The organism is Pseudomonas sp. NFACC43 (assembly GCF_900119645.1).
GTDB lineage: Bacteria > Pseudomonadota > Gammaproteobacteria > Pseudomonadales > Pseudomonadaceae > Aquipseudomonas.
This window is the reverse complement of sequence record NZ_FPKK01000001.1, coordinates 744,819-770,311: the sequence shown is the minus strand read 5'-3', so window position 1 is coordinate 770,311 and position 25,493 is coordinate 744,819. Positions and strand designations below refer to the sequence as shown.

The 25,493-nt window shown below is 53.7% G+C and carries 23 protein-coding genes; 22 read left to right on the top strand and 1 reads right to left on the bottom strand.

Annotated features, from left to right (window positions below; translation table 11 throughout):
• The first annotated feature begins 26 nt into the window (after nucleotides 1–26).
• The 11 genes from BT179_RS26700 to BT179_RS03265 all read left to right on the top strand — a co-directional run bounded on the left by BT179_RS26700 (nucleotide 27) and on the right by BT179_RS03265 (nucleotide 12,464).
• A complete protein-coding gene (locus tag BT179_RS26700; RefSeq protein ID WP_177305082.1) occupies nucleotides 27–170 on the top strand; it encodes a hypothetical protein in 144 nt (47 codons plus the stop codon).
• 223 nt (nucleotides 171–393) lie between these two features.
• Nucleotides 394–3,057 (top strand): DNA gyrase subunit A, encoded by a 2,664-nt coding sequence (gene gyrA, locus BT179_RS03310; protein WP_072389374.1) that lies wholly within the window; start codon nucleotides 394–396, stop codon nucleotides 3,055–3,057.
• A gap of 184 nt (nucleotides 3,058–3,241) precedes the next feature.
• Complete coding sequence (gene serC / locus BT179_RS03305) at nucleotides 3,242–4,327, top strand: 3-phosphoserine/phosphohydroxythreonine transaminase (protein ID WP_072430276.1); 1,086 nt, start codon at nucleotides 3,242–3,244, stop codon at nucleotides 4,325–4,327.
• Nucleotides 4,327–5,421 (top strand): prephenate dehydratase, encoded by a 1,095-nt coding sequence (gene pheA / locus BT179_RS03300; protein WP_072389372.1) that lies wholly within the window; start codon nucleotides 4,327–4,329, stop codon nucleotides 5,419–5,421. The genes serC and pheA overlap by 1 nt, the downstream gene beginning before the upstream one ends.
• A 13-nt stretch (nucleotides 5,422–5,434) precedes the next feature.
• On the top strand, nucleotides 5,435–6,547 hold the full coding sequence (gene hisC / locus BT179_RS03295) for a histidinol-phosphate transaminase (protein ID WP_072430277.1): 1,113 nt from the start codon (nucleotides 5,435–5,437) through the stop codon (nucleotides 6,545–6,547).
• 28 nt (nucleotides 6,548–6,575) lie between these two features.
• Nucleotides 6,576–8,783, top strand: a complete 2,208-nt coding sequence (locus tag BT179_RS03290; protein ID WP_072430278.1) for a bifunctional prephenate dehydrogenase/3-phosphoshikimate 1-carboxyvinyltransferase — start codon at nucleotides 6,576–6,578, stop codon at nucleotides 8,781–8,783.
• Nucleotides 8,780–9,469, top strand: a complete 690-nt coding sequence (gene cmk / locus BT179_RS03285; protein ID WP_072430279.1) for a (d)CMP kinase — start codon at nucleotides 8,780–8,782, stop codon at nucleotides 9,467–9,469. The genes BT179_RS03290 and cmk overlap by 4 nt, the downstream gene beginning before the upstream one ends.
• Nucleotides 9,470–9,588: 119 nt before the next feature.
• On the top strand, nucleotides 9,589–11,280 hold the full coding sequence (gene rpsA, locus BT179_RS03280) for a 30S ribosomal protein S1 (RefSeq protein ID WP_072430280.1): 1,692 nt from the start codon (nucleotides 9,589–9,591) through the stop codon (nucleotides 11,278–11,280).
• 221 nt (nucleotides 11,281–11,501) lie between these two features.
• The gene (locus BT179_RS03275) at nucleotides 11,502–11,780 is read left to right on the top strand and encodes a hypothetical protein (RefSeq protein ID WP_072389362.1); all 279 of its coding nucleotides are present in this window, start codon (nucleotides 11,502–11,504) and stop codon (nucleotides 11,778–11,780) included.
• A gap of 144 nt (nucleotides 11,781–11,924) precedes the next feature.
• Nucleotides 11,925–12,221 (top strand): integration host factor subunit beta, encoded by a 297-nt coding sequence (gene ihfB, locus BT179_RS03270; protein WP_003199243.1) that lies wholly within the window; start codon nucleotides 11,925–11,927, stop codon nucleotides 12,219–12,221.
• Between the two features lie 18 nt (nucleotides 12,222–12,239).
• Nucleotides 12,240–12,464 carry a lipopolysaccharide assembly protein LapA domain-containing protein gene (locus BT179_RS03265; RefSeq protein WP_072430281.1) on the top strand — a complete coding sequence of 75 codons (225 nt, stop codon included), beginning with the start codon at nucleotides 12,240–12,242 and terminating at the stop codon, nucleotides 12,462–12,464.
• Between the two features lie 539 nt (nucleotides 12,465–13,003).
• Here the strand turns inward: BT179_RS03265 and BT179_RS26695 are convergent.
• Nucleotides 13,004–13,174: a hypothetical protein gene (locus tag BT179_RS26695; protein ID WP_177305080.1), complete on the bottom strand. Its 171-nt coding sequence runs from the start codon at nucleotides 13,172–13,174 to the stop codon at nucleotides 13,004–13,006.
• Between the two features lie 793 nt (nucleotides 13,175–13,967).
• On the opposite strand from BT179_RS26695, the gene BT179_RS03260 reads away from it, so the two are divergent.
• From BT179_RS03260 to hisH, 11 genes are all read left to right on the top strand, one after another.
• Nucleotides 13,968–14,948, top strand: coding sequence for an NAD-dependent 4,6-dehydratase LegB (locus BT179_RS03260; protein ID WP_072430282.1), 981 nt, complete (start codon nucleotides 13,968–13,970; stop codon nucleotides 14,946–14,948).
• An 11-nt stretch (nucleotides 14,949–14,959) separates the two neighbouring features.
• On the top strand, nucleotides 14,960–16,117 hold the full coding sequence (locus tag BT179_RS03255) for a LegC family aminotransferase (protein WP_072430283.1): 1,158 nt from the start codon (nucleotides 14,960–14,962) through the stop codon (nucleotides 16,115–16,117).
• Nucleotides 16,107–17,267, top strand: coding sequence for a UDP-N-acetylglucosamine 2-epimerase (gene neuC, locus BT179_RS03250; protein ID WP_072430284.1), 1,161 nt, complete (start codon nucleotides 16,107–16,109; stop codon nucleotides 17,265–17,267). Before BT179_RS03255 ends, neuC begins: the two co-directional genes overlap by 11 nt.
• Nucleotides 17,264–18,349: an N-acetylneuraminate synthase gene (gene neuB, locus BT179_RS03245; protein WP_072430285.1), complete on the top strand. Its 1,086-nt coding sequence runs from the start codon at nucleotides 17,264–17,266 to the stop codon at nucleotides 18,347–18,349. Before neuC ends, neuB begins: the two co-directional genes overlap by 4 nt.
• Nucleotides 18,346–19,011: an acetyltransferase gene (locus tag BT179_RS03240; RefSeq protein ID WP_072430286.1), complete on the top strand. Its 666-nt coding sequence runs from the start codon at nucleotides 18,346–18,348 to the stop codon at nucleotides 19,009–19,011. The genes neuB and BT179_RS03240 overlap by 4 nt, the downstream gene beginning before the upstream one ends.
• Before the next feature lie 9 nt (nucleotides 19,012–19,020).
• On the top strand, nucleotides 19,021–20,067 hold the full coding sequence (locus tag BT179_RS03235; RefSeq protein ID WP_072430287.1) for a nucleotidyltransferase family protein: 1,047 nt from the start codon (nucleotides 19,021–19,023) through the stop codon (nucleotides 20,065–20,067).
• 37 nt (nucleotides 20,068–20,104) lie between these two features.
• Entirely contained in the window at nucleotides 20,105–20,806 is a 702-nt protein-coding gene (locus BT179_RS03230) for an acylneuraminate cytidylyltransferase family protein (RefSeq protein ID WP_072430288.1), read from the top strand.
• 132 nt (nucleotides 20,807–20,938) lie between these two features.
• Nucleotides 20,939–22,222, top strand: a complete 1,284-nt coding sequence (locus BT179_RS03225; protein WP_072430289.1) for an MATE family efflux transporter — start codon at nucleotides 20,939–20,941, stop codon at nucleotides 22,220–22,222.
• 233 nt (nucleotides 22,223–22,455) lie between these two features.
• Complete coding sequence (locus tag BT179_RS26405) at nucleotides 22,456–23,715, top strand: hypothetical protein (RefSeq protein ID WP_143148678.1); 1,260 nt, start codon at nucleotides 22,456–22,458, stop codon at nucleotides 23,713–23,715.
• Nucleotides 23,716–23,736: 21 nt separating this feature from the next.
• Nucleotides 23,737–24,882 (top strand): N-acetyl sugar amidotransferase, encoded by a 1,146-nt coding sequence (locus tag BT179_RS03215; RefSeq protein ID WP_072430291.1) that lies wholly within the window; start codon nucleotides 23,737–23,739, stop codon nucleotides 24,880–24,882.
• Nucleotides 24,879–25,493 (top strand): imidazole glycerol phosphate synthase subunit HisH, encoded by a 615-nt coding sequence (gene hisH / locus BT179_RS03210; protein WP_072430292.1) that lies wholly within the window; start codon nucleotides 24,879–24,881, stop codon nucleotides 25,491–25,493. Before BT179_RS03215 ends, hisH begins: the two co-directional genes overlap by 4 nt.

The window sequence follows — 25,493 nt, the reverse complement described above, 5'->3', positions numbered from 1 at the left end:
ATCGTGTCGTGCCAGGAACCCTGGGCATGCAAAACACTCGTGTGGGCGCGAGCCTGTTCGCGAAGAAGCTCCTGAAACCGGTAAATCTTCTTGCATTCGAGCGCAAATTCTTCAGTCGCCGCGCTTCTAAGCCCCTCTGCTTCCGTATCAGCCTGTCACCGGTCAACTAACTACACACCATGCGCATCAGGGGGATAGGTGCGTGGCGGCTCTTGTGATAACATCCGGCGGTTTCCAGGGCTGCCTCGCGAGGCAGTCTTTACTGCGCAGATCCATGGCATAACTCGTTGATTTGTCGTAAGTCGCTGCACGGCACCTGGTCGGCAGCGGCGAGCTTCGTTCGCCTCATCCGGGCGTGACGAAGTTTCACCAGAAAAAGGAATCAGGCTTCTCATGGGCGAACTGGCCAAAGAAATCCTCCCGGTCAATATCGAAGACGAGCTGAAACAGTCCTACCTCGACTATGCGATGAGCGTAATCGTCGGGCGGGCACTGCCGGATGCGCGCGATGGCTTGAAGCCCGTGCATCGGCGCGTGCTGTACGCAATGAGCGAGCTGGGCAACGACTTCAACAAGCCGTACAAGAAATCCGCCCGTGTCGTCGGTGACGTGATCGGTAAGTATCACCCCCACGGCGACACTGCCGTGTACGACACCATCGTGCGGATGGCACAGCCGTTTTCCCTGCGCTACCTGCTGGTAGACGGCCAGGGCAACTTCGGTTCCGTGGACGGGGACAACGCCGCGGCCATGCGATACACCGAAGTGCGCATGACCAAGCTGGCCCACGAGCTGCTGGCCGACCTGCACAAGGAAACCGTGGACTGGGTGCCGAACTACGACGGCACCGAAATGATCCCGGCGGTCATGCCGACCCGTATCCCGAACCTGCTGGTCAACGGCTCCAGCGGTATCGCCGTGGGCATGGCGACCAACATCCCGCCGCACAACCTCGGTGAAGTCATCGACGGTTGCCTGGCTCTCATCGACAATCCCGAACTCACCGTCGATGAACTGATGCAGTACATTCCCGGCCCGGACTTCCCGACCGCCGCGATCATCAACGGTCGTGCCGGTATCATCGAGGCCTATCGCACCGGTCGAGGCCGCATTTACATGCGCGCCCGTTCCACCGTCGAAGACATCGACAAGGTCGGCGGCCGCCAGCAGATCGTCATCACCGAGCTCCCGTACCAACTGAACAAGGCTCGACTGATCGAGAAGATCGCCGAGCTGGTGAAAGAGAAGAAGCTCGAAGGTATCACCGAGCTGCGCGACGAGTCCGACAAGGACGGCATGCGTGTCGTGATCGAGTTGCGCCGTGGCGAAGTGCCCGAGGTGATCCTCAACAACCTCTACGCCCAGACCCAGTTGCAGAGTGTGTTCGGCATCAACATCGTTGCGCTGATCGACGGTCGTCCGCGGATCCTGAACCTCAAGGACCTGCTGGAAGCCTTCGTGCGCCATCGTCGCGAAGTGGTGACCCGCCGCACCGTATTCGAGCTTCGCAAGGCCCGCGAGCGTGGACATATCCTCGAAGGCCAGGCTGTCGCCCTGTCGAACATCGACCCGGTCATCGCCCTGATCAAGGCTTCGCCGACACCGTCGGAAGCCAAGGAAGCGCTGGTCAGCACGCCTTGGGAATCGAGCGCGGTAATGACCATGGTGGAACGCGCCGGCGCCGACTCGTGCCGGCCGGAGAACCTCGATCCGCAGTATGGCCTGCGCGACGGCAAGTACTTCCTGTCCCCGGAGCAGGCGCAAGCCATCCTGGAACTGCGCCTGCACCGCCTGACCGGCCTGGAGCACGAGAAGCTGCTGGCCGAGTACCAGGAGATCCTCAACCAGATCGGCGAGCTGATCCGCATCCTCAACAGCGCCACGCGCCTGATGGAAGTGATCCGCGAAGAGCTGGAAGTGATCCGCGCCGAGTACGGCGACGTACGCCGCACCGAGATCCTCGATGCGCGCCTGGACCTGACCCTGGGTGACATGATCCCGGAAGAAGATCGCGTGGTGACCATTTCCCATGGCGGCTACGCCAAGACCCAGCCCCTGGCCGCCTACCAGGCCCAGCGTCGCGGCGGCAAAGGCAAATCGGCTACCGGCGTCAAGGACGAGGACTACATCGCTCACCTGCTGGTTGCCAACAGCCATACCACGCTGCTGCTGTTCTCCAGCAAAGGCAAGGTCTACTGGCTCAAGACTTATGAAATCCCCGAGGCGTCCCGTGCCGCGCGCGGTCGTCCGCTGGTCAACCTGCTGCCGCTGGATGATGGCGAATACATCACCACCATGCTGCCGGTGGAGGAGTACACCGAAGGTCACTATATCTTCATGGCGACTGCCAACGGCACCGTGAAGAAGACCCCGCTGGAATCGTTCAGTCGCCAGCGCAGCGTGGGCCTGATCGCCCTGGAACTGGACGAGGGCGATGTGCTGATCTCCGCGGCCATCACCGACGGCGAGCGTGAAGTCATGCTGTTTTCCGACGGCGGCAAGGTGACCCGCTTCAAGGAGTCCGATGTCCGTGCCATGGGCCGTACCGCCCGCGGTGTACGCGGCATGCGCCTGCCGGAAGGGCAGAAGCTGATCTCCATGCTGATCCCGGAAGAGGGCAGTCAGATCCTTACTGCTTCCGAGCGTGGCTACGGCAAGCGCACCGCCATCAGCGAGTTCCCGGAGTACAAGCGTGGCGGCCAGGGCGTGATCGCCATGGTCAGCAACGAGCGTAACGGCCGATTGGTCGGCGCGGTGCAGGTGCTTGATGGCGAAGAGATCATGCTGATTTCCGACCAGGGCACCCTGGTCCGTACGCGGGTCGACGAAGTCTCCAGCCTGGGTCGTAACACCCAGGGCGTGACACTGATCAAGCTGGCCAACGACGAGACGCTGGTCGGGCTTGAGCGGGTGCAAGAGCCTTCGGAAGTCGAAGGCGCGGAGCAGGAAGGCGAGGAAGACATGGCGTTCGACGGCACCCTTGGCGCCAATGTCGACGACATGGCCGACGAGCAGTCGCTCGATGCCGCCGCAGACGAAGAAGAACCGCAGGACTAAGCGGACACGCAGGGGGCGGATGAAGATTCGCCCCCTTGTTGTTTGTGATGCTGCATAGGATCGCTCCCATGCTCAGCGCCCCATGGCGCCGAGCTTCATTGGATGCACTCCCATGCAGAGCACGGGGACGATTCCGTGCAGACCGAAAGATTTAAGTGACCACCAGATCAGAGCGAGATTGGATGTGAGCAAGAGAGCCTATAACTTCTGTGCCGGCCCGGCGGCGCTTCCTGAAGCGGTCCTGAAGCGCGCCCAGGGTGAACTTCTCGACTGGCATGGCAAGGGCCTGTCTGTCATGGAAATGAGCCATCGCAGCGATGAGTTCGTGTCCATTGCCACCAAGGCCGAGCAGGACCTGCGTGATCTGCTGAACATCCCGTCCAACTACAAGGTGCTGTTCCTCCAGGGCGGTGCCAGCCAGCAGTTCGCCCAGGTTCCGCTGAACCTGCTGCCGGAAAGCGGCAAGGCCGACTACATCGATACAGGTATCTGGTCGCAGAAAGCCATCGAAGAAGCCTCGCGTTATGGTCACGTGAACGTTGCGGCCAGCGCCAAGCCCTACGATTACTTCGCCATTCCCGGGCAGAACGAGTGGAACCTGTCCAAGGACGCCGCTTACGTTCACTACGCGCCGAATGAGACCATAGGCGGCCTGGAGTTCAACTGGATCCCGGAAACCGGCGATGTCCCGCTGGTCGCCGACATGTCGTCGGATATTCTCTCGCGTCCTGTGGATATCTCCCGGTTCGGCATGATCTACGCCGGTGCCCAGAAGAACATCGGTCCGAGCGGCATCCTGGTCAGCATCATTCGTGAAGACCTGCTGGGGCGCGCCCGCGCCCTGTGCCCGACCATGCTCGACTACAAGGTCGCGGCCGACAACGGCTCCATGTACAACACCCCCCCGACCCTGGCCTGGTACCTGTCCGGCCTGGTGTTCGAATGGCTGAAGGAGCAGGGCGGGGTCGAAGCCATCGGCAAGCTCAACGAAGTGAAGCAACGCACGCTCTACGACTTCATCGATGCCAGTGACCTGTACAGCAACCCGATCAACAAGACCGATCGCTCGTGGATGAACGTTCCGTTCCGCCTGGCCGACGATCGTCTCGACAAGCCGTTCCTGGCAGGCGCCGAAGAACGCGGCCTGCTGAACCTCAAGGGCCACCGCTCCGTGGGTGGCATGCGTGCCTCCATCTATAACGCCGTGGACATCCATGCCGTCAATGCACTGGTGGCCTACATGGCAGAGTTCGAGAAGGAACACGGCTGATGTCAGAACAGGAACTCAAGGCGCTGCGCCTGCGCATCGATGCCCTGGACGAAAAAGTCCTGGAGTTGATCAGCGAGCGAGCACGCTGCGCCCAGGAAGTCGCTCGCGTGAAGATGGCCTCCCTGGCCGAGGGCGAAACGCCGGTGTTCTATCGTCCCGAGCGTGAGGCTCAGGTGCTCAAACGGGTCATGGAGCGCAACAAGGGACCCTTGGGCAACGAAGAGATGGCGCGGTTGTTCCGTGAAATCATGTCCTCGTGCCTGGCACTCGAGCAGCCGTTGAAAGTCGCCTACCTGGGGCCGGAAGGTACCTTCACCCAGGCCGCCGCCATGAAGCACTTCGGCCATGCCGTCATCAGCAAGCCGATGGCGGCCATCGACGAAGTCTTCCGTGAAGTAGCGGCCGGCGCGGTGAATTTTGGCGTGGTTCCGGTGGAAAACTCCACCGAAGGCGCGGTCAACCACACGCTGGACAGCTTCCTCGAGCACGACATGGTGATCTGTGGCGAAGTGGAGTTGCGCATCCACCACCATCTGCTGGTGGGGGAAAACACCAAGACCGACAGCATCAGCCGGATCTATTCCCATGCCCAGTCCCTGGCCCAGTGCCGCAAGTGGCTGGATGCCCATTACCCGAATGTCGAGCGCGTGGCGGTATCGAGCAACGCCGAAGCGGCCAAGCGGGTCAAGGGCGAGTGGAACTCGGCGGCCATCGCCGGAGACATGGCGGCCGGTCTCTACGGCTTGACCCGTCTGGCGGAGAAAATCGAGGATCGCCCGGACAACTCCACGCGATTCCTGATGATCGGCAATCAGGAGGTTCCTCCGACTGGCGACGACAAGACGTCGATCATCGTCTCCATGAGCAACAAGCCCGGTGCACTCCATGAATTGCTGGTGCCATTCCACGACAACGGTATCGACCTGACCCGGATCGAGACCCGTCCTTCGCGCAGCGGTAAATGGACCTACGTGTTTTTCATCGATTTCGTCGGCCATCACCGCGATCCGCTGGTAAAAGGTGTGCTGGAGAAAATCAGTCAGGAAGCAGTGGCACTCAAGGTGCTGGGTTCCTACCCCAAGGCAGTTCTTTAAGGGCGGATAGCAAATGAGTGGCAACTTCCTCGCCCTGGCTCAGCCAGGCGTGCAACAACTTTCGCCTTACGTTCCGGGCAAGCCTGTGGACGAACTGGCCCGCGAGCTGAATCTGGATCCGACCCGCATCGTCAAGCTGGCGAGCAATGAAAACCCCCTGGGCGCGAGCCCCAAGGCGCTGGCGGCAATTCGCGATGAACTGGCCGATCTGACCCGTTATCCCGATGGCAACGGTTATGCCCTCAAGAGCCTGCTGGCCGAGCGCTGTGGCGTTGAATTGAGCCAGGTGACCCTGGGCAACGGTTCCAACGACATTCTCGAGCTGGTGGCGCGCGCCTACCTCGCGCCGGGCCTCAATGCCGTGTTCAGCGAGCACGCGTTCGCGGTCTACCCGATCGCGACCCAGGCCGTGGGTGCCGATGCGCATGCGGTGCCGGCCAAGGATTTCGGACACGATCTGCCGGCGATGCTGGCTGCCATCGATGCCAATACCCGGGTGGTCTTCATCGCCAACCCGAACAATCCGACCGGCACCTGGTTCGACGCCCAGGCATTGGACGACTTCCTGCAGGACGTTCCTGAGCATGTACTGGTGGTGCTGGACGAGGCATACATCGAGTATGCCGAGGGGAGCGAACTGCCCGATGGCCTGGATTTCCTCGCGGCCTACCCAAACCTGCTGGTCTCGCGCACGTTCTCCAAGGCCTACGGCCTGGCGTCGCTGCGGGTCGGCTATGGCCTGTCCACTGCCGTGGTGGCCGATGTGCTTAACCGCGTACGCCAGCCGTTCAACGTCAACAGTTTTGCCCTGGCTGCCGCATGCGCCGCGCTCCAGGATGAGGAGTACCTCGAGCAGGGTCGCCGCCTGAACGAGGCCGGCATGCAGCAGTTGGAAGCCGGCTTCCGTGAACTGGGCCTGGGCTGGATTCCCTCAAAGGGCAACTTTATCTGTGTCGACCTGGGGCGCGTTGCCGCGCCGGTGTTCCAGGAGTTGCTGCGTGAAGGAGTGATCGTGCGTCCGGTGGCTAACTACGGCCTGCCGAACCATCTGCGCGTCACCATTGGCTTGCCGGCGGAAAACAGCCGTTTCCTAGAGGCGTTGAGCAAGGTCCTGGCTTGTGGTTGATGTCACTGCGTTGCAACCTGTCGTGCCTATGATCGGTCGCCTGGTGGTGATCGGCCTGGGGCTGATCGGTGGTTCGTTCGCCAAGGGGCTGCGCGAGAGCGGTCTGTGTCGTGAGGTGGTCGGTGTCGACCTGGACCCGCAATCGCGCAAGCTGGCGGTGGAGCTTGGTGTGGTCGATCGTTGCGAGGTTGACCTGGCCGCTGCTTGCCAGGGGGCCGATGTCATCCAGCTGGCGGTGCCGATCCTGGCCATGGAGAAATTGCTGGCGCGCCTGGCGACCATGGACCTGGGCGAGGCGATCCTGACCGATGTCGGCAGCGCCAAGGGTAACGTCGTGCGGGCGGCCACCGAGGCTTTCGGTGGGATGCCGGCACGGTTCGTGCCCGGTCACCCGATTGCCGGTTCCGAGCAGAGCGGCGTTGAAGCTTCCAACGCCGAACTGTTTCGCCGCCACAAGGTGATTCTGACGCCGCTGGAGCAAACCGATCCGGCTGCGCTGGCGGTGGTGGACCGTTTGTGGCGTGAGCTGGGGGCCGATGTCGAGCACATGCAGGTCGGACGGCATGATGAAGTCCTGGCCGCTACCAGCCATCTGCCGCACCTGTTGGCGTTCGGTCTGGTGGATTCATTGGCCAAACGCAATGAAAATCTCGAGATCTTCCGTTACGCTGCCGGCGGTTTCCGCGATTTCACGAGAATCGCTGGTAGCGACCCGGTCATGTGGCACGACATCTTCCTCGCCAATCGCGAAGCTGTCCTGCGCACACTCGATACATTTCGCAGCGATCTCGACGCCTTGCGCGACGCGGTCGATGCAGGGGACGGGCACCAATTGCTGGGCGTTTTCACACGCGCCAGGGTGGCCCGCGAGCATTTCAGTAAAATCCTGGCCCGTCGGGCCTATGTGGACGCTATGAATTCCAACGATCTGATTTTCCTGGCACAACCTGGTGGCTCCCTGAGTGGGCGTATTCGTGTACCGGGCGATAAATCGATTTCCCACCGCTCGATCATGCTCGGCTCCCTGGCTGAAGGCGTGACCGAGGTGGAAGGCTTCCTCGAAGGCGAAGACGCCCTGGCGACATTGCAGGCATTTCGCGACATGGGTGTGGTCATCGAAGGCCCGCACCATGGCCGCGTGACCATCCATGGGGTCGGCCTGCATGGTCTCAAGCCTGCCCCTGGACCGATCTACCTAGGCAACTCGGGTACCTCGATGCGCCTGTTGTCCGGCCTGCTGGCCGCCCAGGACTTCGACAGTGTCCTGACCGGCGACGCTTCGTTGTCCAAGCGTCCGATGAATCGCGTGGCCAATCCACTGCGGGAAATGGGTGCGGTCATCGAGACGGCGGCCGACGGGCGTCCGCCGATGACCATTCGTGGCGGCAACAAGCTCAAGGGCTTGACCTATACCATGCCGATGGCCAGCGCCCAGGTGAAATCCTGCCTGCTGCTGGCCGGTCTTTATGCCGAAGGCAAGACCACCGTCACCGAACCCGCCCCGACCCGCGATCACACCGAGCGCATGCTGCGCGGTTTCGGTTACCCGGTCACGGTCGACGGGGCCACGGCGTCCGTTGAGTCCGGTAGCAAGCTGACGGCCACCCACATCGAAGTGCCAGGCGATATCTCTTCGTCCGCGTTCTTCCTGGTGGCAGCGTCTATCGCCGAGGGCTCCGAACTGGTGCTCGAACACGTCGGCATCAACCCGACCCGTACCGGTGTGATCGATATCCTGCGCCTGATGGGCGCTGATATCACCTTGGAAAACCAGCGTGAAGTCGGTGGCGAACCCGTAGCGGACCTGCGCGTAAGAGCAGCTAAACTCAAGGGTATCGAGATTCCGGAAGCGCTGGTTCCGCTGGCGATCGACGAGTTCCCGGTGCTGTTCGTGGCGGCGGCCTGTGCAGAAGGGCGTACCGTATTGACTGGCGCCGAAGAGCTGCGGGTCAAGGAATCGGACCGTATCCAGGTGATGGCTGATGGCCTGCTGGCGCTGGGGGTCAAGTGCGAGCCGACTCCGGATGGCATCATCATCGACGGCGGCCAGATCGGAGGCGGCGAGGTTCATGGGCATGGCGACCACCGTATTGCCATGGCATTCAGTGTGGCTTCCTTGCGTGCCAGCGCACCGATCCGCATCCACGACTGTGCCAACGTCGCGACGTCGTTTCCGAACTTCCTCGCGCTGTGCGCGCAGGTCGGTATTCGAGTAGCACAAGAGGCGCAGTCGTGAAGATCAAGACACCGGTCATCACCATCGATGGCCCTAGCGGCTCGGGCAAGGGCACCGTTGCCGGGATCCTGGCCCGTCAACTGGGCTGGAACCTGCTCGATTCGGGGGCGTTGTATCGACTGCTGGCGTTCGCGGCCAGCAACCATGGCGTGGACCTGACCAACGAAGAACTGCTCAAGGCCCTGGCGGCGCATCTGGATGTGCAGTTCATCGCCGCGACCGAGGGTCAGTTGCAGCGCATCATCCTGGAAGGCGACGAAGTCAGCGATGTCATCCGTACCGAGAGCGTGGGTGCAGGCGCTTCGCAGGTTGCCGCGCTACCGGCGGTGCGCGAAGCGTTGCTGCAGCGTCAGCGGGCATTCCAGGAACCACCGGGGCTGGTGGCCGATGGTCGGGACATGGGAACGGTGGTGTTTCCGGACGCGCCATTGAAGATTTTCCTCACTGCCAGTGCGGAGGAGCGGGCTCGCCGCCGATATTTGCAGTTGAAGGGCAAGGGCGAGGATGTTAGTCTGTCGAGTCTGCTAGGTGAGATCCGTGCGCGCGACGAGCGTGACACCCAGCGCGCAGTAGCCCCGCTAAAGCCGGCGGCCGATGCGATACAGCTGGATTCCACGGAGTTGTCCATCGATCAGGTGTTGCAACGCATCATGAGTGAGATCGCCATTCGCGATATCGCCGGGTGACCAGGAAGCTCCGCAGGGGACCAGTCATAGTCCTGCGGTCTTCTTTTATATGAAACTAACCCACACCGTCTGGGGTGTGGAGCCGGGCGTATCCTTCGTCCCAATCAACAGGAATTAAAATGAGCGAAAGCTTTGCGGAACTCTTTGAAGAAAGCCTGAAAACCCTGAACCTTCAGACAGGCTCCATCATCACCGGTGTTATCGTTGATATCGACTACCAGGCTCGCTGGGTAACCGTTCACGCTGGCCTGAAGTCTGAAGCCCTCATCCCGCTGGAGCAGTTCTACAACGACGCTGGCGAGCTGAACATCAACGTCGGTGACGAAGTTCACGTTGCTCTGGACTCGGTTGAAGATGGCTTTGGCGAAACCAAGCTGTCCCGTGAGAAAGCCAAGCGCGCTGAATGCTGGATCGTTCTGGAAGCGGCTTTCGCAGCTGAGGAAGTGGTCAAGGGCGTTATCAACGGTAAGGTTAAAGGCGGCTTCACTGTCGACGTTAACGGCATCCGTGCGTTCCTGCCAGGTTCCCTGGTTGACGTCCGTCCAGTGCGCGACACCACGCACCTGGAAGGCAAAGAGCTGGAATTCAAGGTCATCAAGCTGGACCAGAAGCGCAACAACGTTGTCGTTTCCCGTCGCAGTGTCCTGGAAGCCGAAAACTCCGCCGAGCGCGAAGCTCTGTTGGAATCGCTGCAGGAAGGCCAGCAGGTCAAAGGTATCGTCAAGAACCTCACCGACTACGGCGCATTCGTCGATCTGGGTGGCGTCGATGGCCTGCTGCACATCACCGACATGGCCTGGAAGCGTATCAAGCATCCTTCGGAAATCGTCAACGTTGGCGACGAAATCGATGTCAAGGTTCTGAAGTACGATCGCGAGCGCAATCGTGTTTCCCTGGGCCTGAAGCAACTGGGCGAAGATCCATGGGTTGCTATCAAAGCCCGTTACCCAGAAGGCACTCGCGTCACCGCTCGTGTTACCAACCTGACCGACTACGGCTGCTTCGCTGAGCTGGAAGAAGGCGTTGAAGGCCTGGTACACGTTTCCGAAATGGACTGGACCAACAAGAACATCCACCCTTCGAAAGTCGTACAAGTCGGCGACGAAGTGGAAGTCATGGTTCTGGACATCGACGAAGAGCGTCGTCGTATCTCCCTGGGCATCAAGCAGTGCAAGTCGAACCCGTGGGAAGACTTCTCTGGCCAGTTCAACAAGGGCGACAAGATCTCCGGTACCATCAAGTCGATCACCGATTTCGGTATCTTCATTGGTCTGGACGGCGGCATTGACGGCCTGGTTCACCTGTCCGATATCTCCTGGAACGAAGTGGGCGAAGAAGCCGTGCGCCGTTTCAAGAAGGGCGACGAGCTGGACACCGTTATCCTGTCGGTTGACCCAGAGCGCGAGCGCATCTCCCTGGGCATCAAGCAACTGGAAAGCGATCCGTTCTCCGAGTACGTTCAAGAGAACGACAAAGGCGCAATCGTTAAGGGCATCGTGAAAGAAGTTGACGCCAAAGGCGCCATCATCACTTTGGCCGACGATATCGAAGCGACTCTGAAAGCCTCCGAAATCAGCCGTGACCGCGTTGAAGATGCGCGTAACGTCCTGAAAGAAGGTGAAGAAGTAGAAGCCAAGATCATCAGCGTTGACCGCAAGAGTCGCGTAATCCAGCTCTCGATCAAGTCGAAGGACGTTGAGGAAGAGAAAGAAGCTATCCAGAGCCTGCGCGACAAGCCTGCTGCGGATGCTCCAGTAGCGACCACCCTGGGTGACCTGCTGCGTGCTGCACAAGCGGAAAAGCAGAACTGAGTTCTGGCTTTCTGTAAAAAAGGGCGACTTCGGTCGCCCTTTTTTGTGCCTGTTGTATTCTCGGTTTTCCTGGCGTTTCAGAATGATCGCTGTCAGGACGGCACTTGGGAAACCAACCCGCTCTTCAAATTGTCTCTTTATCAAGCGGATCAATCATCAATAGGATCTGATTCGAGCCTGGCCCAAATGATTGGGCTCAGGATCCTGGCTCAAGGATTCGGATGAAAAAGCTTTTGCTGATAGTGGCTGTTCTGGTTATGGCGGGTTGTTCTACCAGCGCCAAGACCCATGCGGTGCGCGGTGTAAGCGGCATCGAAGTCGACTGCTCGGGGTTGGGTTCCGGGTGGGAGAAGTGCCACAAGCGCGCTGGCAGGGAGTGCAAGGGGGCGGGCTACAAGGTAATAACTCGATCTGACGATGCCAAGGATGAGGACTGGTATCCCTTCGGCTTCAATCCCGCCGGGTACTTGACCCGTACCATGCTGGTCATCTGTCGATAGTTGGAAGAGCTTGGAGTGTCTGCACCAAAAAGGGATGGTCAGATGTGCAAAAGATTTGTCAATACTTGGGCTGTTCAAATCCTTCCGGGCATGCTAAAACCTTTCGAAGCACTGATCTAGCTGCTTGATAAAGAAGGGAAAAATATGACGAAGTCGGAGTTGATCGAACGAATTGTCACCCATCAAGGGCTACTCTCATCCAAGGATGTGGAGCTGGCCATCAAGACCATGCTTGAACAAATGTCCCAGTGCCTGGCAACCGGGGATCGAATCGAGATCCGTGGCTTTGGCAGTTTTTCCCTGCATTACCGTGCTCCGCGGGTGGGGCGTAATCCCAAGACCGGGCAATCGGTAAGCCTGGACGGCAAATTCGTTCCCCATTTCAAGCCAGGTAAAGAGCTCAGGGATCGAGTTAACGAAGAGGAGGGGGATGAGCTTTGACAAAGGGGAAGAAGATAAATGCGGAACTTTAGGCGCTTGGCGTTTTTCGTAGCTGCGCTGCTCGTGGCCTTGGTGATTGTCCTGTTTGTGCTGGAAAATAATCAGCCTGCCACGCTATTGTTCCTGGGCTGGCCTGCCCCCGAGCTACCCGTTTCGATTTGCGTCCTCCTGGCGCTGCTCGCTGGCATGATGCTTGGACCGTTCCTGTCTTGGTTCATGGGGAAGAGTCGACTCCTGAAATAATGGATGTGTAAGCCCGGGAGTCTTGGGTCACTATCAAAAATTCTCTGACTTTGATCAGTGCGGTTGCTTTCTCGTTCCTTACAAATTTCTTAAGTAAGTTTTTTATTATTCCGTTTACTCGGAGCGGTATTGGTGAGTTGAACTATAGGATGGGGGAAAGTCCCGAGCTGAAGCCCTATTTCGATCCATATGTATAAGACGTATTTGCTCGGAATCTTCAGGGCAAATCGTGCTTGCCCTGTTCCGAAGACGGCAGATACGTAATGTCCCTCAACCACACTCGGTCGGCGCGTGCGCCGCATGTCGTAGGCTCTGCATGGCGCACAGAGCGCTGGGCATATCTCGATGCTGACGCTGTCGGTAACTCGGAGTGCGCGATATAGCGACGACTCCGAGGCCAGGCAGTTATTTATCCGCTTATCTCGGTTCGATCTGGCTGGGCGGTAGGTGGGCATGCTTGGTGCCGTTGTACAGGTGAAGAAACGCTGCCGCCTGTGTTCATTCAGCGCTTTGGCCGGGACTGCTTGAACTTTTGTTGCTCAGGCAATCCGCCATCGTTTCTCGCTCAGCTTAATCATGAACAAGCTCGCACATTCAGCGGCGATCAGGGATTTCATTTCCGCCAACCAAATGTCGCCTGGTTGTTTGGAATCGGTCGCCAACACACATCCTTTGGCACTGGCTCGCTTGAGCGAGGCTGACAAGGGCATGCAGCAGCACTCCTCCCGTCGGGTAACCTCGGTCATTGTCAGGTTGGGTGGGGGGGCAGCATTTCCAACAGTTCGGCTTTACGCCCGGCACGTCGACTCTCTTTCCGCCCCCAGGATAGTTTCCAGGTGAGTCTGGAGGAGGGGGGCTGGTAAAAACCATTTTCCCCTGTGGCTTGGCCTCGCTATCATTAGGGCTGCTGGCAAGCAATGCAGCAATGAGCGGCAGGTATTTAGCAGGGCTGGCTACGGAATAGGTCTAATTTTGGTACAAAATCGAGATTGTTTCTGATGCGCACGTCTGAATGCTCTCTTAGGGGGGGGCATGTCGGGTAAGGAGCGAACCGTGAGCTCATGGGCGCTGCTGCGCTGGGCAGGCTTGGCTAAATTTGCGTAGGCTTGAAAAGCCTGTAGGTTCCATTTGGGCTTGTCGGCTCACTCATCGACTGCTGAGGCACTGCTCGGTAGGGTGGACATAGGTACAAATTTTCCAAGGCAATGGATAGGCTACGAAGCGGAGGGAGTTGCATCATGAATACTGAGAAAGTTTGGGTAGTTTTCCACGCTCCGCAAAGGATCTGTGCTTTCATCTTGTCCCCTAAGACTATTGAGGTGGCTCAATCGCATTTTATGGTGGGCGGTGCGAGTCGTAATGTCAATGTGCCATTGAGAAAAATTGAATCTCCGGGTCGGTGACATACCTATTGGTGTGAAATTTGACTAACGAATTAATAGAGCTGGCAAGCTTGAAATTGCCAGTTCGAATTTAAAAACTCAACCAGTACTGAGGTGGAAATTGAATAAAGTTTTAGTAACGGGTGCGGATGGGTTTATTGGCTCCCATTTGGTTGAGTTGTTGGTGAAAGAAGGCTATCAAGTAAAAGCGCTGTCTCAATACAATTCATTCAATTATTGGGGTTGGTTAGAAAATATCAACTGTCTTGATCAAGTGGAAGTCGTTAGCGGCGATGTCAGGGATCCGCATTTTTGTAAGCACATTACAAAGGGAGTTGATGTTGTTTTCCATCTTGCGGCATTGATTGCTATCCCATATTCGTATGTTGCTCCGGATAGCTACGTAGACACCAATGTAAAAGGTACATTGAATATCTGTCAGGCCGCCCTTGAAAATAATGTCAGCAGGGTGATCCATACTTCTACGAGTGAAGTTTATGGCACCGCTCAGTATGTGCCTATCGACGAAAAACACCCCCTACAAGCTCAATCACCTTACAGCGCTTCGAAAATTGGTGCCGACGCGATGGCCATGAGCTTCTTCAATGCTTTCGATTTGCCGTTGACCATCGCCAGGCCGTTTAATACCTACGGGCCTAGACAATCGGCCAGGGCGGTTATTCCAACCATCATCACTCAAATTGCAAGCGGTCAGAAGCAGATTAAGCTAGGCGATGTCTCCCCAACCCGAGATTTCAACTACGTGGCTGATACCTGCCGGGGATTCTTACAGTTGGCGCGTTGCCAGGAAGCCATTGGCGAGACGGTAAATATTGGTTCCAACTACGAAATATCTGTACGTGATACGCTTGAGCTTATCAAAAAGCTGATGAACAGTGATGTGGAATTCTTGACTGACGATCAGCGCATGCGTCCAGGAAAATCGGAAGTATTCAGATTGTGGTGTGACAATACCAAAATAAATAAACTGACCGGTTTTGTTCCGAGTTATTCTATTTCTGAAGGCCTGCAACAAACAATCGACTGGCTTCTCGTTCCCGAAAATTTGGCTAAGTATAAAGCTGATATTTATAACGTCTGAGAGGGGGGGGTATGTTCGATTCGTTAATTAAATTCGTGCGTGAAGAATACGCTACCAATGACTACATTCCGCTGCATGCACCGGTCTTCAATGGTCGCGAACGTGATTATGTAGTGGAAACAATCGAATCTACATACGTATCGAGCGTAGGTGCCTTTGTCGATCGTTTCGAAAAAAACATGGCGTCCTATACTAGGAGTCCTCGGGCGACGGCGACGGTAAACGGCACGGCAGCTCTTCACACGGCGCTTGTTTTAGCTGAGGTAAAGGCCGGCGATCTGGTCTTGACTCAAGCGTTAACTTTTGTCGCGACCTGCAATGCAATCGCTTATTGCGGGGCGATGCCAGTTTTCATTGACGTTGATCTGCATACACTTGGATTTTCCCCTTCGGCCATGAGTAAGTGGCTTCAAGAGCATGCTTATCTAGACGATAATGGGCTTTGTCGCAACAAAACGACGCATCAGGTTATCCGAGCCTGTTTGCCGATGCACACGTTTGGGCACCCAGTAGATATCGATCACTTGGTAAAAGTTTGCCGGCTTTGGAATATAACCTTAATCGAGGATGCGGCGGAATCGCTCGGAAGTCTATATAAAGGGCAGCATACTGGAACATTTGGTGCTTTGGGAGTCCTCAGCTTCAATGGTAATAAAATTATTACCACGGGTGGCGGGGGGGCTATTCTTTCTAACGAGACACTTGGCATAAAAGCCAAACACCTGACCACAACGGCGAAGCAACCTCATCCCTATGAATATGTTCATGACGAATTGGGTTTCAATTATAGATTGCCCAACCTGAATGCTGCTTTGGGATGTGCGCAGCTGGAGCAGATCGACACATTTGTTTCAGCCAAGCGTGAGTTGGCGTCCCGCTACGCCTCGTTGTTGGCTAATAGCGAGCTGACTTTTTTCAAAGAGCCTCCTGAATGTCGCTCGAATTACTGGCTGAATACGGTGATTTGCGAATCTGTTGAGCGTCGTGATGCTCTTCTTAAAGCAACTAACGATAAAGGCGTTATGACTCGACCTATCTGGAAGTTAATGTGTCACCTTCCGCTTTACAATAAATGCATTAAAGGCGACTTGACCAACTCGCTGTGGCTGGAATCCCGAGTAGTGAATTTGCCGAGCAGCGTGTTGCCGGAGTTTCAGCGTGGCCAGTAAGGTTGCAGTTTTTACCGGTACCAGGGCTGAATATGGCCTTTTGTATTGGTTGATGAAGGATATAGAAAATAATCCTTCGTTGGACCTCAAAGTCATCGTGAGTGGTATGCATCTGTCCCCAGAGTTCGGAGAGACTTGGAAACAGATCGCTCATGATGGATTTGAGATTGATGCAAAAGTCGAAATGCTGTTGTCATCTGACACGGCGGTTGGCGTTGTCAAATCCATGGGCTTGGGATTATTGGGATTTGCCGAAGCCTTGGAGCGGTTGGCGCCAGATATACTGGTGGTGCTCGGGGACCGGTTCGAGGCACTAGCGATAGTGCAAGCTGCACTCATCATGAAAATTCCAGTGGCTCATATCCATGGTGGAGAAATAACGGAAGGGGCCTATGATGATGCTATTCGGCATGCCATAAGTAAAATGGCCGCCCTGCATTTTGTGGCCGCGGAACCCTATAGGCAACGTGTCATTCAAATGGGCGAAGATCCTGCACGAGTATTTAACGTTGGTGCCGTTGGCTTAGATCATGTGAAGCGGGGAGAGTTTTTGTCTCTCGAGGCGTTGTCTCAAAGCCTCGATTTCCAGATAGAAAGGCCTTTCATGTTGGTGACCTATCATCCGGTCACCCTTGCTGAAGAGGATCCTGAGCAGAGCTTCTGTGCTTTGCTGGGTGCGTTGGATTCATTTCCAGATCATCAAGTGATTATTACTTACCCCAATGCAGACAACGGCGGCCGTAGCATAATATCGTTGATTGAAAAATATGCAGCACTCAACCCTGACAGGGTGCTCGCCGTGCCATCGCTTGGGTTCAAACGCTATTTAAGTATATTGCAATATGCGAGTGTCGTAGTCGGTAACTCGTCAAGCGGAATTATCGAAGTGCCTTCATTTGGTTTGCCGACTGTCAATATTGGCTCGCGTCAGAAAGGCCGGCTGGCTGCCGAAACCGTTATCCCTTGTGAGCCTAGCGCCAGCTCAATTCGCCAAGCTATTTCCCTAGCGTTGTCCGAGGGCTTCTCCGATATGTGCAAACATGCAGAAAATCCCTATGGGCAAGGCGATGCCAGTCGGAAAATCGTACAGCAGCTGATAGGTTTCGACGGCAATACTTCAAAAAAATTCTATGATCTGGATTTACTATGAAAAGTTGCTCGCAAGGTGTGTACGTAATTGCAGAAGCTGGTGTTAACCATAACGGTCAACGGGACATGGCGTTGGCACTTGTTGAAGCAGCTGCAGCGTCTGGCGCTGATGCGGTGAAGTTCCAGACGTTTGATGCTGCTAAGCTGGCTTCCAAGAGTGCCCCCAAGGCTGCCTACCAAGTCAGGAATACCGACAATGCTGAATCTCAGCTTGCAATGTTGAAGAGGCTTGAGTTGCCAAAGGAGTGGCATCAGGATATCCAACGACACGCTCGAGATCTCGGAATCGAGTTCCTTTCAACCGCTTTTGATGCGGAGAGCTTGGACTTTCTATGCCGCTTGGAGATGCCTTTTTTCAAGGTGCCCTCCGGCGAATTGACCAATGGTCCATTGCTTTGGCAATTTGCCCGGACGCAGAAGCCCCTGGTGCTTTCCACTGGAATGGCCACGCTCAGTGAGGTTGAGCAGGGTTTGGCTATTGTTGCGCATGCCTTGGTCCATGAGCGTGAGCCAGAGAACATGGATGACGTTTGGCGTTCCTGGAGCGTTGCAGAAAACAGGCATAAATTGCTTGGACACGTGACCTTGCTTCACTGCACATCGCAGTACCCCACCCCTTGGTCCGAGGTCAATTTAAGGGCGATGGATACGCTCGCAAACGCTTTTGGTCTCGAGGTTGGATATTCGGACCATACGGAAGGTGCGTTGGTCTCTATTGCTGCTGTGGCAAGGGGAGCCAAGGTCATTGAAAAGCATTTTACGCTTGATCGGACTCTGCCAGGGCCTGATCACAAGGCATCCCTTGAGCCGAATGAGCTTAAAGGCATGATCAATGATATCCGGGCCTTAGAACAAGCTATTGGTAGTGCGTGCAAGGCTCCGCAAGCAAGCGAGTGGGATACACGCAAGGCCGCCCGGCAGCAGGTCGTAGCAAATCGTCAAATAGCAAAAGGAACTGTGTTGTCCCGTGAAGACCTTACAACGGCGCGCAGTGGCGGTGGCGTACCGGCTGTTGAACTATGGAGTTTGATCGGAAAAGTCAGCCCGCGTGAATATGCCGTGGGCGAGGCTCTCGAGCAGTGAAACTTGTAAAGACTGTAAAGTCCGTAGTGCTAATCGGCGCAGGAGGCCATGCTAAGGTTCTTCTTTCATTAGCGACATCGGCGGGGTTTGATGTCATTGGTGTATGTGCTCCTGAATTTAAATCCAAAGAAGTGAAGGAGTGGCGTGGCGTCGAGGTGCTTGGTGATGACGGTTGTATTGAGCAATTAGATCCCGCAGAAGTTGGACTTATCAATGGAATTGGCCAGGTCACTCATAATAATTTTCGAGAAATAATATTCAAGCACTACCGAGCCAAGGGATTTAGTTTTCCTGTATTGGTTCATCCCTGTGCTTCAGTCGACTCCACTGCGAACCTTGGCCAAGGCGTTCAAGTCATGGCGGGTGCTACCATACAGGCTGACTGCGACATCGGTGAAAATACAATCATCAATACCCGTGCGAGCATTGATCATGACTGTAATGTCTACGCTAACGTACATATTGCCCCCGGTGCAGTGGTTTGTGGGGGTTGTACTATTTGCGAAGGGGCTTTCGTTGGCGCTGGTGCTACCATCGTTCAGTCGTTGACCGTGGGAAAAAACTCTGTGATTGGAGCCGGTTCGGTACTGGTGAGATCGTTACCAGCTGATCGCATATCGTTAGGTGCCAAACCTCATATTACCCGACGACTAAAGAATTAAGAGGCAAGAATGAAACAGTGGCAGTTAACGCTTGTTAGTCCAGACATCGCTATGGAAGAGGCTATCGCTACGCTGGATCGCGTTGCGATGCGTATAGTACTGGTGGTAGATGACCAACAAAATCTCTTAGGTACAGTGACTGACGGAGATATACGCCGGGCGCTACTGAAAAAACTGCCGCTCAACGGTCCTATCAAGGATATCATGTGCTTGTCGCCGAAAACTGCTCGAATGGGTTGGACGAAGGCGCGTATCCTTTCCATAATGGAGCAATATAAACTTCTTCAACTTCCGATCTTGGATGATCAGGGCAAGGTGATTGGCCTTGAGACCTTGCATGATCTTCTTGATAAGCCGCGCCGTGATAATCCTGTGTTTCTCATGGCTGGTGGTTTTGGAACTCGATTGAGACCGCTGACTCATAACTGTCCCAAGCCTTTGCTCAAGGTTGGGGATAAGCCAATTTTGGAACTGATTTTAGAGCGCTTCATCAGCTCTGGTTTTCATCGGTTTTATATTTCCACTCATTACATGCCGGAGATGATCCGAGACTATTTTGGCAACGGTAGTCAATGGGGTGTCAGCATTACTTATATTCATGAAGAGGCCCCCCTGGGCACGGGGGGGGCACTAGGACTTCTTCCTCACGATGAGATAGATATGCCATTGTTCATGATGAACGGAGATTTGTTGACTACCTTGAATTTTCTGAACCTATTGGAATTTCATGAAACGCACAATGGCGTTGCCACTATGTGTGTAAGAGAGTTTGAATATCGCGTCCCTTATGGCGTTATTCAGAGCGAAGGGCACAGAATAATCTCGATGGTCGAGAAACCGGTCCAGCACTTTTTCATCAACGCTGGTATCTATTTGCTGTCACCAGAGCTGGTGAAAAGCGTTCCGGCTGGTGAGCGCATTGATATGCCTACGCTATTGGAACGAGAGATTGAGCTCAATCGAAATGTGAATATGTTTCCTGTGCATGAGTATTGGCTTGATATAGGTCGTATGGAGGACTTCCAGCGTGCTCAAAGTGAATTTTTAAGTTTGTAGTTTTCTGCTTGTCTGATTTTTTGTCACTGGGGGGTTCATGAAAACGTACGCTTTTATATTTGCAAGAGGTGGCTCTAAGGGCCTGCCTGGTAAGAATATTAGAAACTTGGCAGGTCAGCCTTTGCTGGCCTATTCAATCAATGTGGCCAAGCAGGTAGAAAGTATAGAGAAAATATTTGTATCAACGGATTGTCCCCAGATAGCTGCCATTGCGAAACAGTACGGCGCAGAGGTTATTGAACGACCAGAAGAATTGGCGGCGGATACATCGGCCGAGTGGAAATCCTGGCAGCATGCGATCGAAACTTTAGAGCAGCGCGGTGATCCTTTTGATATTTTTTTGAGCCTCCCTGCTACCAGTCCATTGCGAAACGCCGATGATGTACGCAAATGCCTGGATTCAATCAAAGACGCTGATGTTGTTGTGACTGTGACTCCGGCGGCAACCAACCCGTATTTTGCAATGTTGATTCGGGATGATGCTGGGTTAAGTAAACTGGTATGTGGAGATGGCACCATTACTCGGAGGCAGGATGCTCCGGCTGTCTATGATATGACCGGAGTTGCTTATGTAACGCGGCCTTCTTACATCAAAGCGTCAACAGGACTGTTTGGTGGTCGGTTGAAATCTGTTGTGATCCCGCGGATGCGCGCTGTCGATGTGGATGATATCTATGATTTTAAAATGGCGGAAATGTTCGTCCATGATGAAAATCTGAACAAGGAACTAGACGCCTAATGCCGAGGCATGTGGTGTATTAATTCGTAGTATATGACACTACCTCACGGCGGGAGAATCCAGTTTGCATTATTCTCCTGTCCAAGGCAGCGGATTTTTTGTTTGGGAGCATTGACTCGGTTGTTAAATAGAATGCTGACGTTGGTGGGGCGCGAGAAAGTTAAGCGTATTATCAATTTAAATTTAAGGGCGGCTACGCTCGTTAGTAAATTTGCCCTTATTTTTTTTATGGCTAAGTACCTTGACGCTAAAGATGTCGGTGTCTACGGCCTGGTAGCGGCTACTATTGGATATGCAATTTATCTGGTTGGATTTGAGTTTTACAATTATTCTACGCGGGAGATAATAGGTTCCGATCCAGATCTTTTATTTGGCTATCTTAAAGATCAAGTAGTGCTTTATGCCCTGGCGTATGTTCTTGTTTTTCCGCTGATAGTTTTTTTCTTTTCGAGTGGATTTATCTCGATAAAGTATATTTATTGGTTTGGTTTTCTATTGGTCGTTGAGCATCTGGCTCAAGAGCTGAACAGAGTTTTGGTTGCTGTTTCGCAGCAGATGCTGGCCAGTGCAGTCCTGTTTGTCCGCAGTGGTGTCTGGGGGCTGCTTGCCATACTGGTCATGTTTCTATCGCCCACTTCGCGAAATTTGAACTTTGTCTTTGCGCTCTGGTTTTCGGGATGCGTGTTAGCGCTGTTTATGGGTTTCTGGGGTTTGAGATCATACAGCAGCCGTTCTTTTTTCAAGCCGGTGAATTGGCTGTGGATAAAAAAAGGGCTAAGGTTGGTATGGCCGTTGCTGATCGCCAGCCTTTGTATTCGTGGCATTTTTACAATTGACCGTTACTGGATAGAGCGGGTGGCTGGTCTGGATGTCTTGGGTGCGTATGTTTTGTACATAGGTATGGCGACAGCTGTTCTTTCGTTTTTAGATGCGGCCGTAATAGTGTTTTTTTATCCGAAGCTTATTCTTTTCGCCAAGTCTAGCGATTATCATCAATTCTCGATCAGTATGCGTGGACTTAGTTTTAACGTAATTGGCTTTACCTTGTTTTTGTCTGTTGCCTGTTACTTTTTTGGGTGGGGTATGGCGCTATGGTTGGATAACGTTGTTTATGTTGAGTATTTCTATATTTTGAAGTGGTTGATTTTGGCTATGGCTCTATATGCCTTCAGCATGATTCCCCATGTGGGGCTCTATGCGCTTCATAAGGACTCGCATATATTTTTTAGTCAAGTCGGTGGGTTTGTGGTTTTTCTCGTATCTTATTTTTCGATGCGCATGGCAAACGTTGATGGGGTCTCGGCCGTGCTCTGGGGTATGTGTAATGCTTTTGCGATGATATTTCTATGGAAATCTTTGGCTTATGGTTTTGGCTTTCGCTTGATTAAGAAGGAAGGTTGTGGTGCTAAAGCCTAGCAGGGCTTTCCATGAGGCAAGTTGAAGTTGTCATGTGTTTTCATTGCAACGAAATTGGGTGTCTGGTTTCTTCGATATGTTATGTATCTTTATGAGGTATTCTGGACGGTGGCGATGATTTTATATTGCCTCGTTTGTACTGATTTTTGAGAATGCACTGAATTTCTGCCCGTGATCAGATGTTTTTTGCCTGAGAGAGGCATTTTTTTCGGAGAGTCAAGGGGGAATATATAATGGATAATAAAATTCGCAAACGATTGAGGTTGCTTGCCCATTATCTCGCCGCTACAAAAAATGAAATAGCTGTTGATGAGAGTGTTTATTCGCTGTGCGCGTGCGATCCAAGTAAGCTGGCGTATGCGCCTCGTCCCGCAAAATTTTTAAGTTTCATACGGTCAAGTTCTTTCTTCGCTCGAATTTTTATTCAGGTCGTAACCTTGCTGTGGCGCATGGGGCTCGATAAATGTTGGTTTCTATTTGACTTCTTAAGGTTATTGATCGGGAAGGAAAAGTTTGATTTAAGGTTCTTGAGTTTGCCTTCGGACAAGCCTGTTGCGCTAGCTTTTTCTCCGCGGGCTTTGAGTGTGCTCGAGTCAGTTGATGCGTTAAATCATTCCAGTTGTCTGGTTAAGGGGCCTGGCAGTGACGGACTAGTGGCGAATCCAGAATTAACACTTTTGGATTATTCGTCTCTTCTGACCTGGTGGGATTGCGTTCAGGCGTTAAGACTTTCCTTTTTTATTTCCAGTCGAATGGGGCATAAGGCTGCGTTTAAAGTCTGGAGGCTACAAAGTTACACTGCATTCAAGTGGATTGTATTTTATTTGGCAATTGAAAAAATACCTTCGCATAAATTTGTCATAACTGATCATTACGATCGATGGGCTGTTCTCATTGATCGTCTGGTCGCTGAAAATAAGGCACAGTCAGGTCTAATAATTGTTCAGCATGGTTCCCTTGTAGGGTTGTCTTCAACAAGTATGGAGGCCACTTTCTCAGTAAAAATTCCCACCCGGTTGAGGAGTGTGGATAAGCTATATGTTTACAATGAGGCATCTGCCGAGGTGTTTCGCAAATATATTATATTCTGCGGCAATCTCAAGCGTGATCTTGATATTGAATGTTTCAAACCCAAAATTTCATTGACCCCTGTGTCTTCGGGTTTCAGCGTGCTGATTGTCGGACATGCTATATGTGAAAATTTTCACTTGTTTCTGTATGACCGAATAATGTCGGATTCCTCTATTGACTTTTTTTACAAGCCGCACCCGACGGTATCTCCGAGCAAGGAGGTTAGGGCGAGGGGGTGGCATATGATCGAGCAGGCTGATTTCTTTCCCAGGGTCGATTTGCTAATATCCTACCCCTCTACCTTGGTCGCTGAATATGAGGGGAGCGGAATAGGTGCGATTTTGCACCCGTTGGCTATTCAGCCCGAGGAATACGAATCGGTTTTGTCTAAAATAACCAATAAGCTGCAGTCAGCGAAGTAGTGTTGAGTGGGAGGGGGGGGGATGAGCTACGCTGGAGAATACAAAATTTGCTCTAGATGTATTATGGATACGAGTGATCCTAATATAAAATTTGATGAGCAGGGTGTTTGCGAGTATTGCAATAATTTTGAGAACGTTATCAAGCCTAGTTGGTACACTGATGCTCGTGGCCAAGCTGAGCTTGAGGCGTTGGCTGATAAAATTAAAGCTGACGGCGTTGGTCGTGATTTCGACTGTATCATAGGCCTTAGTGGTGGTCTTGACAGTTCTTATTTGTGCTATGTCGCCAAGGAAATCATGGGGTTGCGACCCCTCCTGTTTCATGTTGACGCAGGCTGGAATACTGACCAGGCGGTGGGAAATATTGAAAAGCTGGTTGACGGTCTTGGCTTGGAGCTATACACCGACGTTGTCAACTGGGAAGAAATGAAGAGTTTGCAAGTGGCTTTCCTAAAAGCGCAAATCCCGGATCAGGATATCCCGCAAGACGCAGCTTTTTTTTCGGGGCTTTACCGGTTTGCAAAAGCCAACAAAATAAAGTACGTACTGACAGGCGCCAACTACTCTACGGAATGTTGCCGCGAACCGGAGGAATGGGGAGGCTACCCCGGTATCGACAAAATACTGATCAATGATATCCACGGTAAATTTGGGACTCGCAAGCTCAAGACGTTCCCTCTCGTCGATATACTATCCTACAAATTATATTATCGATATGTCTTGGGTATGCAGGTTGTGCGCCCGTTAAATTTGTTGCCTTATATAAAGAGCGATGCGGAAAATACGCTGGAGCGCTTGTTTGGCTGGAAGCGTTTTCAACACAAGCATCATGAATCCAGATTCACACGTTTCTATGAAGATTACTGGATGCCGCGCAAGTTTGGATATGAAAAGCGTCGTGCTCATTTCTCCAGTCTCATCATGACCGGACAGATGACTCGCGAGTCCGCCCTGGAGCGCATCGCCAAGCCGGAACTGGATGAAAATTTTCTGACGTCTGAGTTTGAATATGTTGCGCACAAGTTAGACTTGACTGTACCTGAACTTCAGCGCATTTTCGAGGGCGAAAATAAAACCTACCGTGATTACAAAAACAAGCGCTTCCTGATCGGAATAGGTGCCCGGATACTCAGTGCAATCGGATTGGAAAAACGGCTGTTCAGATGATTACCATCATTGACTATGGTCTCGGAAATATCCAGGCTTTCGTGAACGTTTATCGACGTTTGCACATCCCCGTTACCGTCGCTCAGACAACTGCACAATTGGACGGTGCGACCAAGTTGATCCTTCCTGGGGTCGGCGCGTTCGACCACGCCGTTCAACGGCTTGGTGCCTCGGGCATGCGTCCCGCGCTAGAAGAATTGGTCTTGGGACACAAAGTCCCGGTACTGGGTGTCTGCGTAGGCATGCAAATACTGGCGAACAGTAGTGACGAGGGCTCCCTGCCTGGCCTTGGCTGGGTGCCCGGTTGCGTTCGATCATTCAAGTCTGTTCCGGGCCTGACCGAGTTACCTCTGCCGCACATGGGCTGGAACGATGTCAGTCCGGCTGGGAACTCCGCGTTATTCAGCGGTTTTGAGAACGATGCGCGTTTTTATTTCCTGCATTCGTTCTTTTTTGAATGCGAAGAGGCTCGGCACAGCGAGGCTACATCTTCCTACGGTTTAGCGTTCAGCTGCGCCGTGCGCGCTGAAAACGTTTATGGCGTCCAGTTTCACCCTGAAAAGAGCCACCATTTCGGCGTCGGACTACTGAAAAACTTCGCGGAACTATGA

What these genes read in the sequence shown, in the direction of transcription:
- BT179_RS26700 (WP_177305082.1), top strand. Translation starts at nt 27, where the DNA reads ATGCAAAACACTCGTGTGGGCGCGAGCCTGTTCGCGAAGAAGCTCCTG.
- gyrA (WP_072389374.1), top strand. Translation starts at nt 394, where the DNA reads ATGGGCGAACTGGCCAAAGAAATCCTCCCGGTCAATATCGAAGACGAG.
- pheA (WP_072389372.1), top strand. Translation starts at nt 4,327, where the DNA reads ATGTCAGAACAGGAACTCAAGGCGCTGCGCCTGCGCATCGATGCCCTG.
- hisC (WP_072430277.1), top strand. Translation starts at nt 5,435, where the DNA reads ATGAGTGGCAACTTCCTCGCCCTGGCTCAGCCAGGCGTGCAACAACTT.
- BT179_RS03290 (WP_072430278.1), top strand. Translation starts at nt 6,576, where the DNA reads ATGATCGGTCGCCTGGTGGTGATCGGCCTGGGGCTGATCGGTGGTTCG.
- rpsA (WP_072430280.1), top strand. Translation starts at nt 9,589, where the DNA reads ATGAGCGAAAGCTTTGCGGAACTCTTTGAAGAAAGCCTGAAAACCCTG.
- BT179_RS03275 (WP_072389362.1), top strand. Translation starts at nt 11,502, where the DNA reads ATGAAAAAGCTTTTGCTGATAGTGGCTGTTCTGGTTATGGCGGGTTGT.
- ihfB (WP_003199243.1), top strand. Translation starts at nt 11,925, where the DNA reads ATGACGAAGTCGGAGTTGATCGAACGAATTGTCACCCATCAAGGGCTA.
- BT179_RS03265 (WP_072430281.1), top strand. Translation starts at nt 12,240, where the DNA reads ATGCGGAACTTTAGGCGCTTGGCGTTTTTCGTAGCTGCGCTGCTCGTG.
- BT179_RS26695 (WP_177305080.1), bottom strand. Translation starts at nt 13,174, where the DNA reads ATGCCCTTGTCAGCCTCGCTCAAGCGAGCCAGTGCCAAAGGATGTGTG.
- BT179_RS03255 (WP_072430283.1), top strand. Translation starts at nt 14,960, where the DNA reads ATGTTCGATTCGTTAATTAAATTCGTGCGTGAAGAATACGCTACCAAT.
- neuB (WP_072430285.1), top strand. Translation starts at nt 17,264, where the DNA reads ATGAAAAGTTGCTCGCAAGGTGTGTACGTAATTGCAGAAGCTGGTGTT.
- BT179_RS03235 (WP_072430287.1), top strand. Translation starts at nt 19,021, where the DNA reads ATGAAACAGTGGCAGTTAACGCTTGTTAGTCCAGACATCGCTATGGAA.
- BT179_RS03230 (WP_072430288.1), top strand. Translation starts at nt 20,105, where the DNA reads ATGAAAACGTACGCTTTTATATTTGCAAGAGGTGGCTCTAAGGGCCTG.
- BT179_RS03225 (WP_072430289.1), top strand. Translation starts at nt 20,939, where the DNA reads ATGCTGACGTTGGTGGGGCGCGAGAAAGTTAAGCGTATTATCAATTTA.
- BT179_RS26405 (WP_143148678.1), top strand. Translation starts at nt 22,456, where the DNA reads ATGGATAATAAAATTCGCAAACGATTGAGGTTGCTTGCCCATTATCTC.
- BT179_RS03215 (WP_072430291.1), top strand. Translation starts at nt 23,737, where the DNA reads ATGAGCTACGCTGGAGAATACAAAATTTGCTCTAGATGTATTATGGAT.
- hisH (WP_072430292.1), top strand. Translation starts at nt 24,879, where the DNA reads ATGATTACCATCATTGACTATGGTCTCGGAAATATCCAGGCTTTCGTG.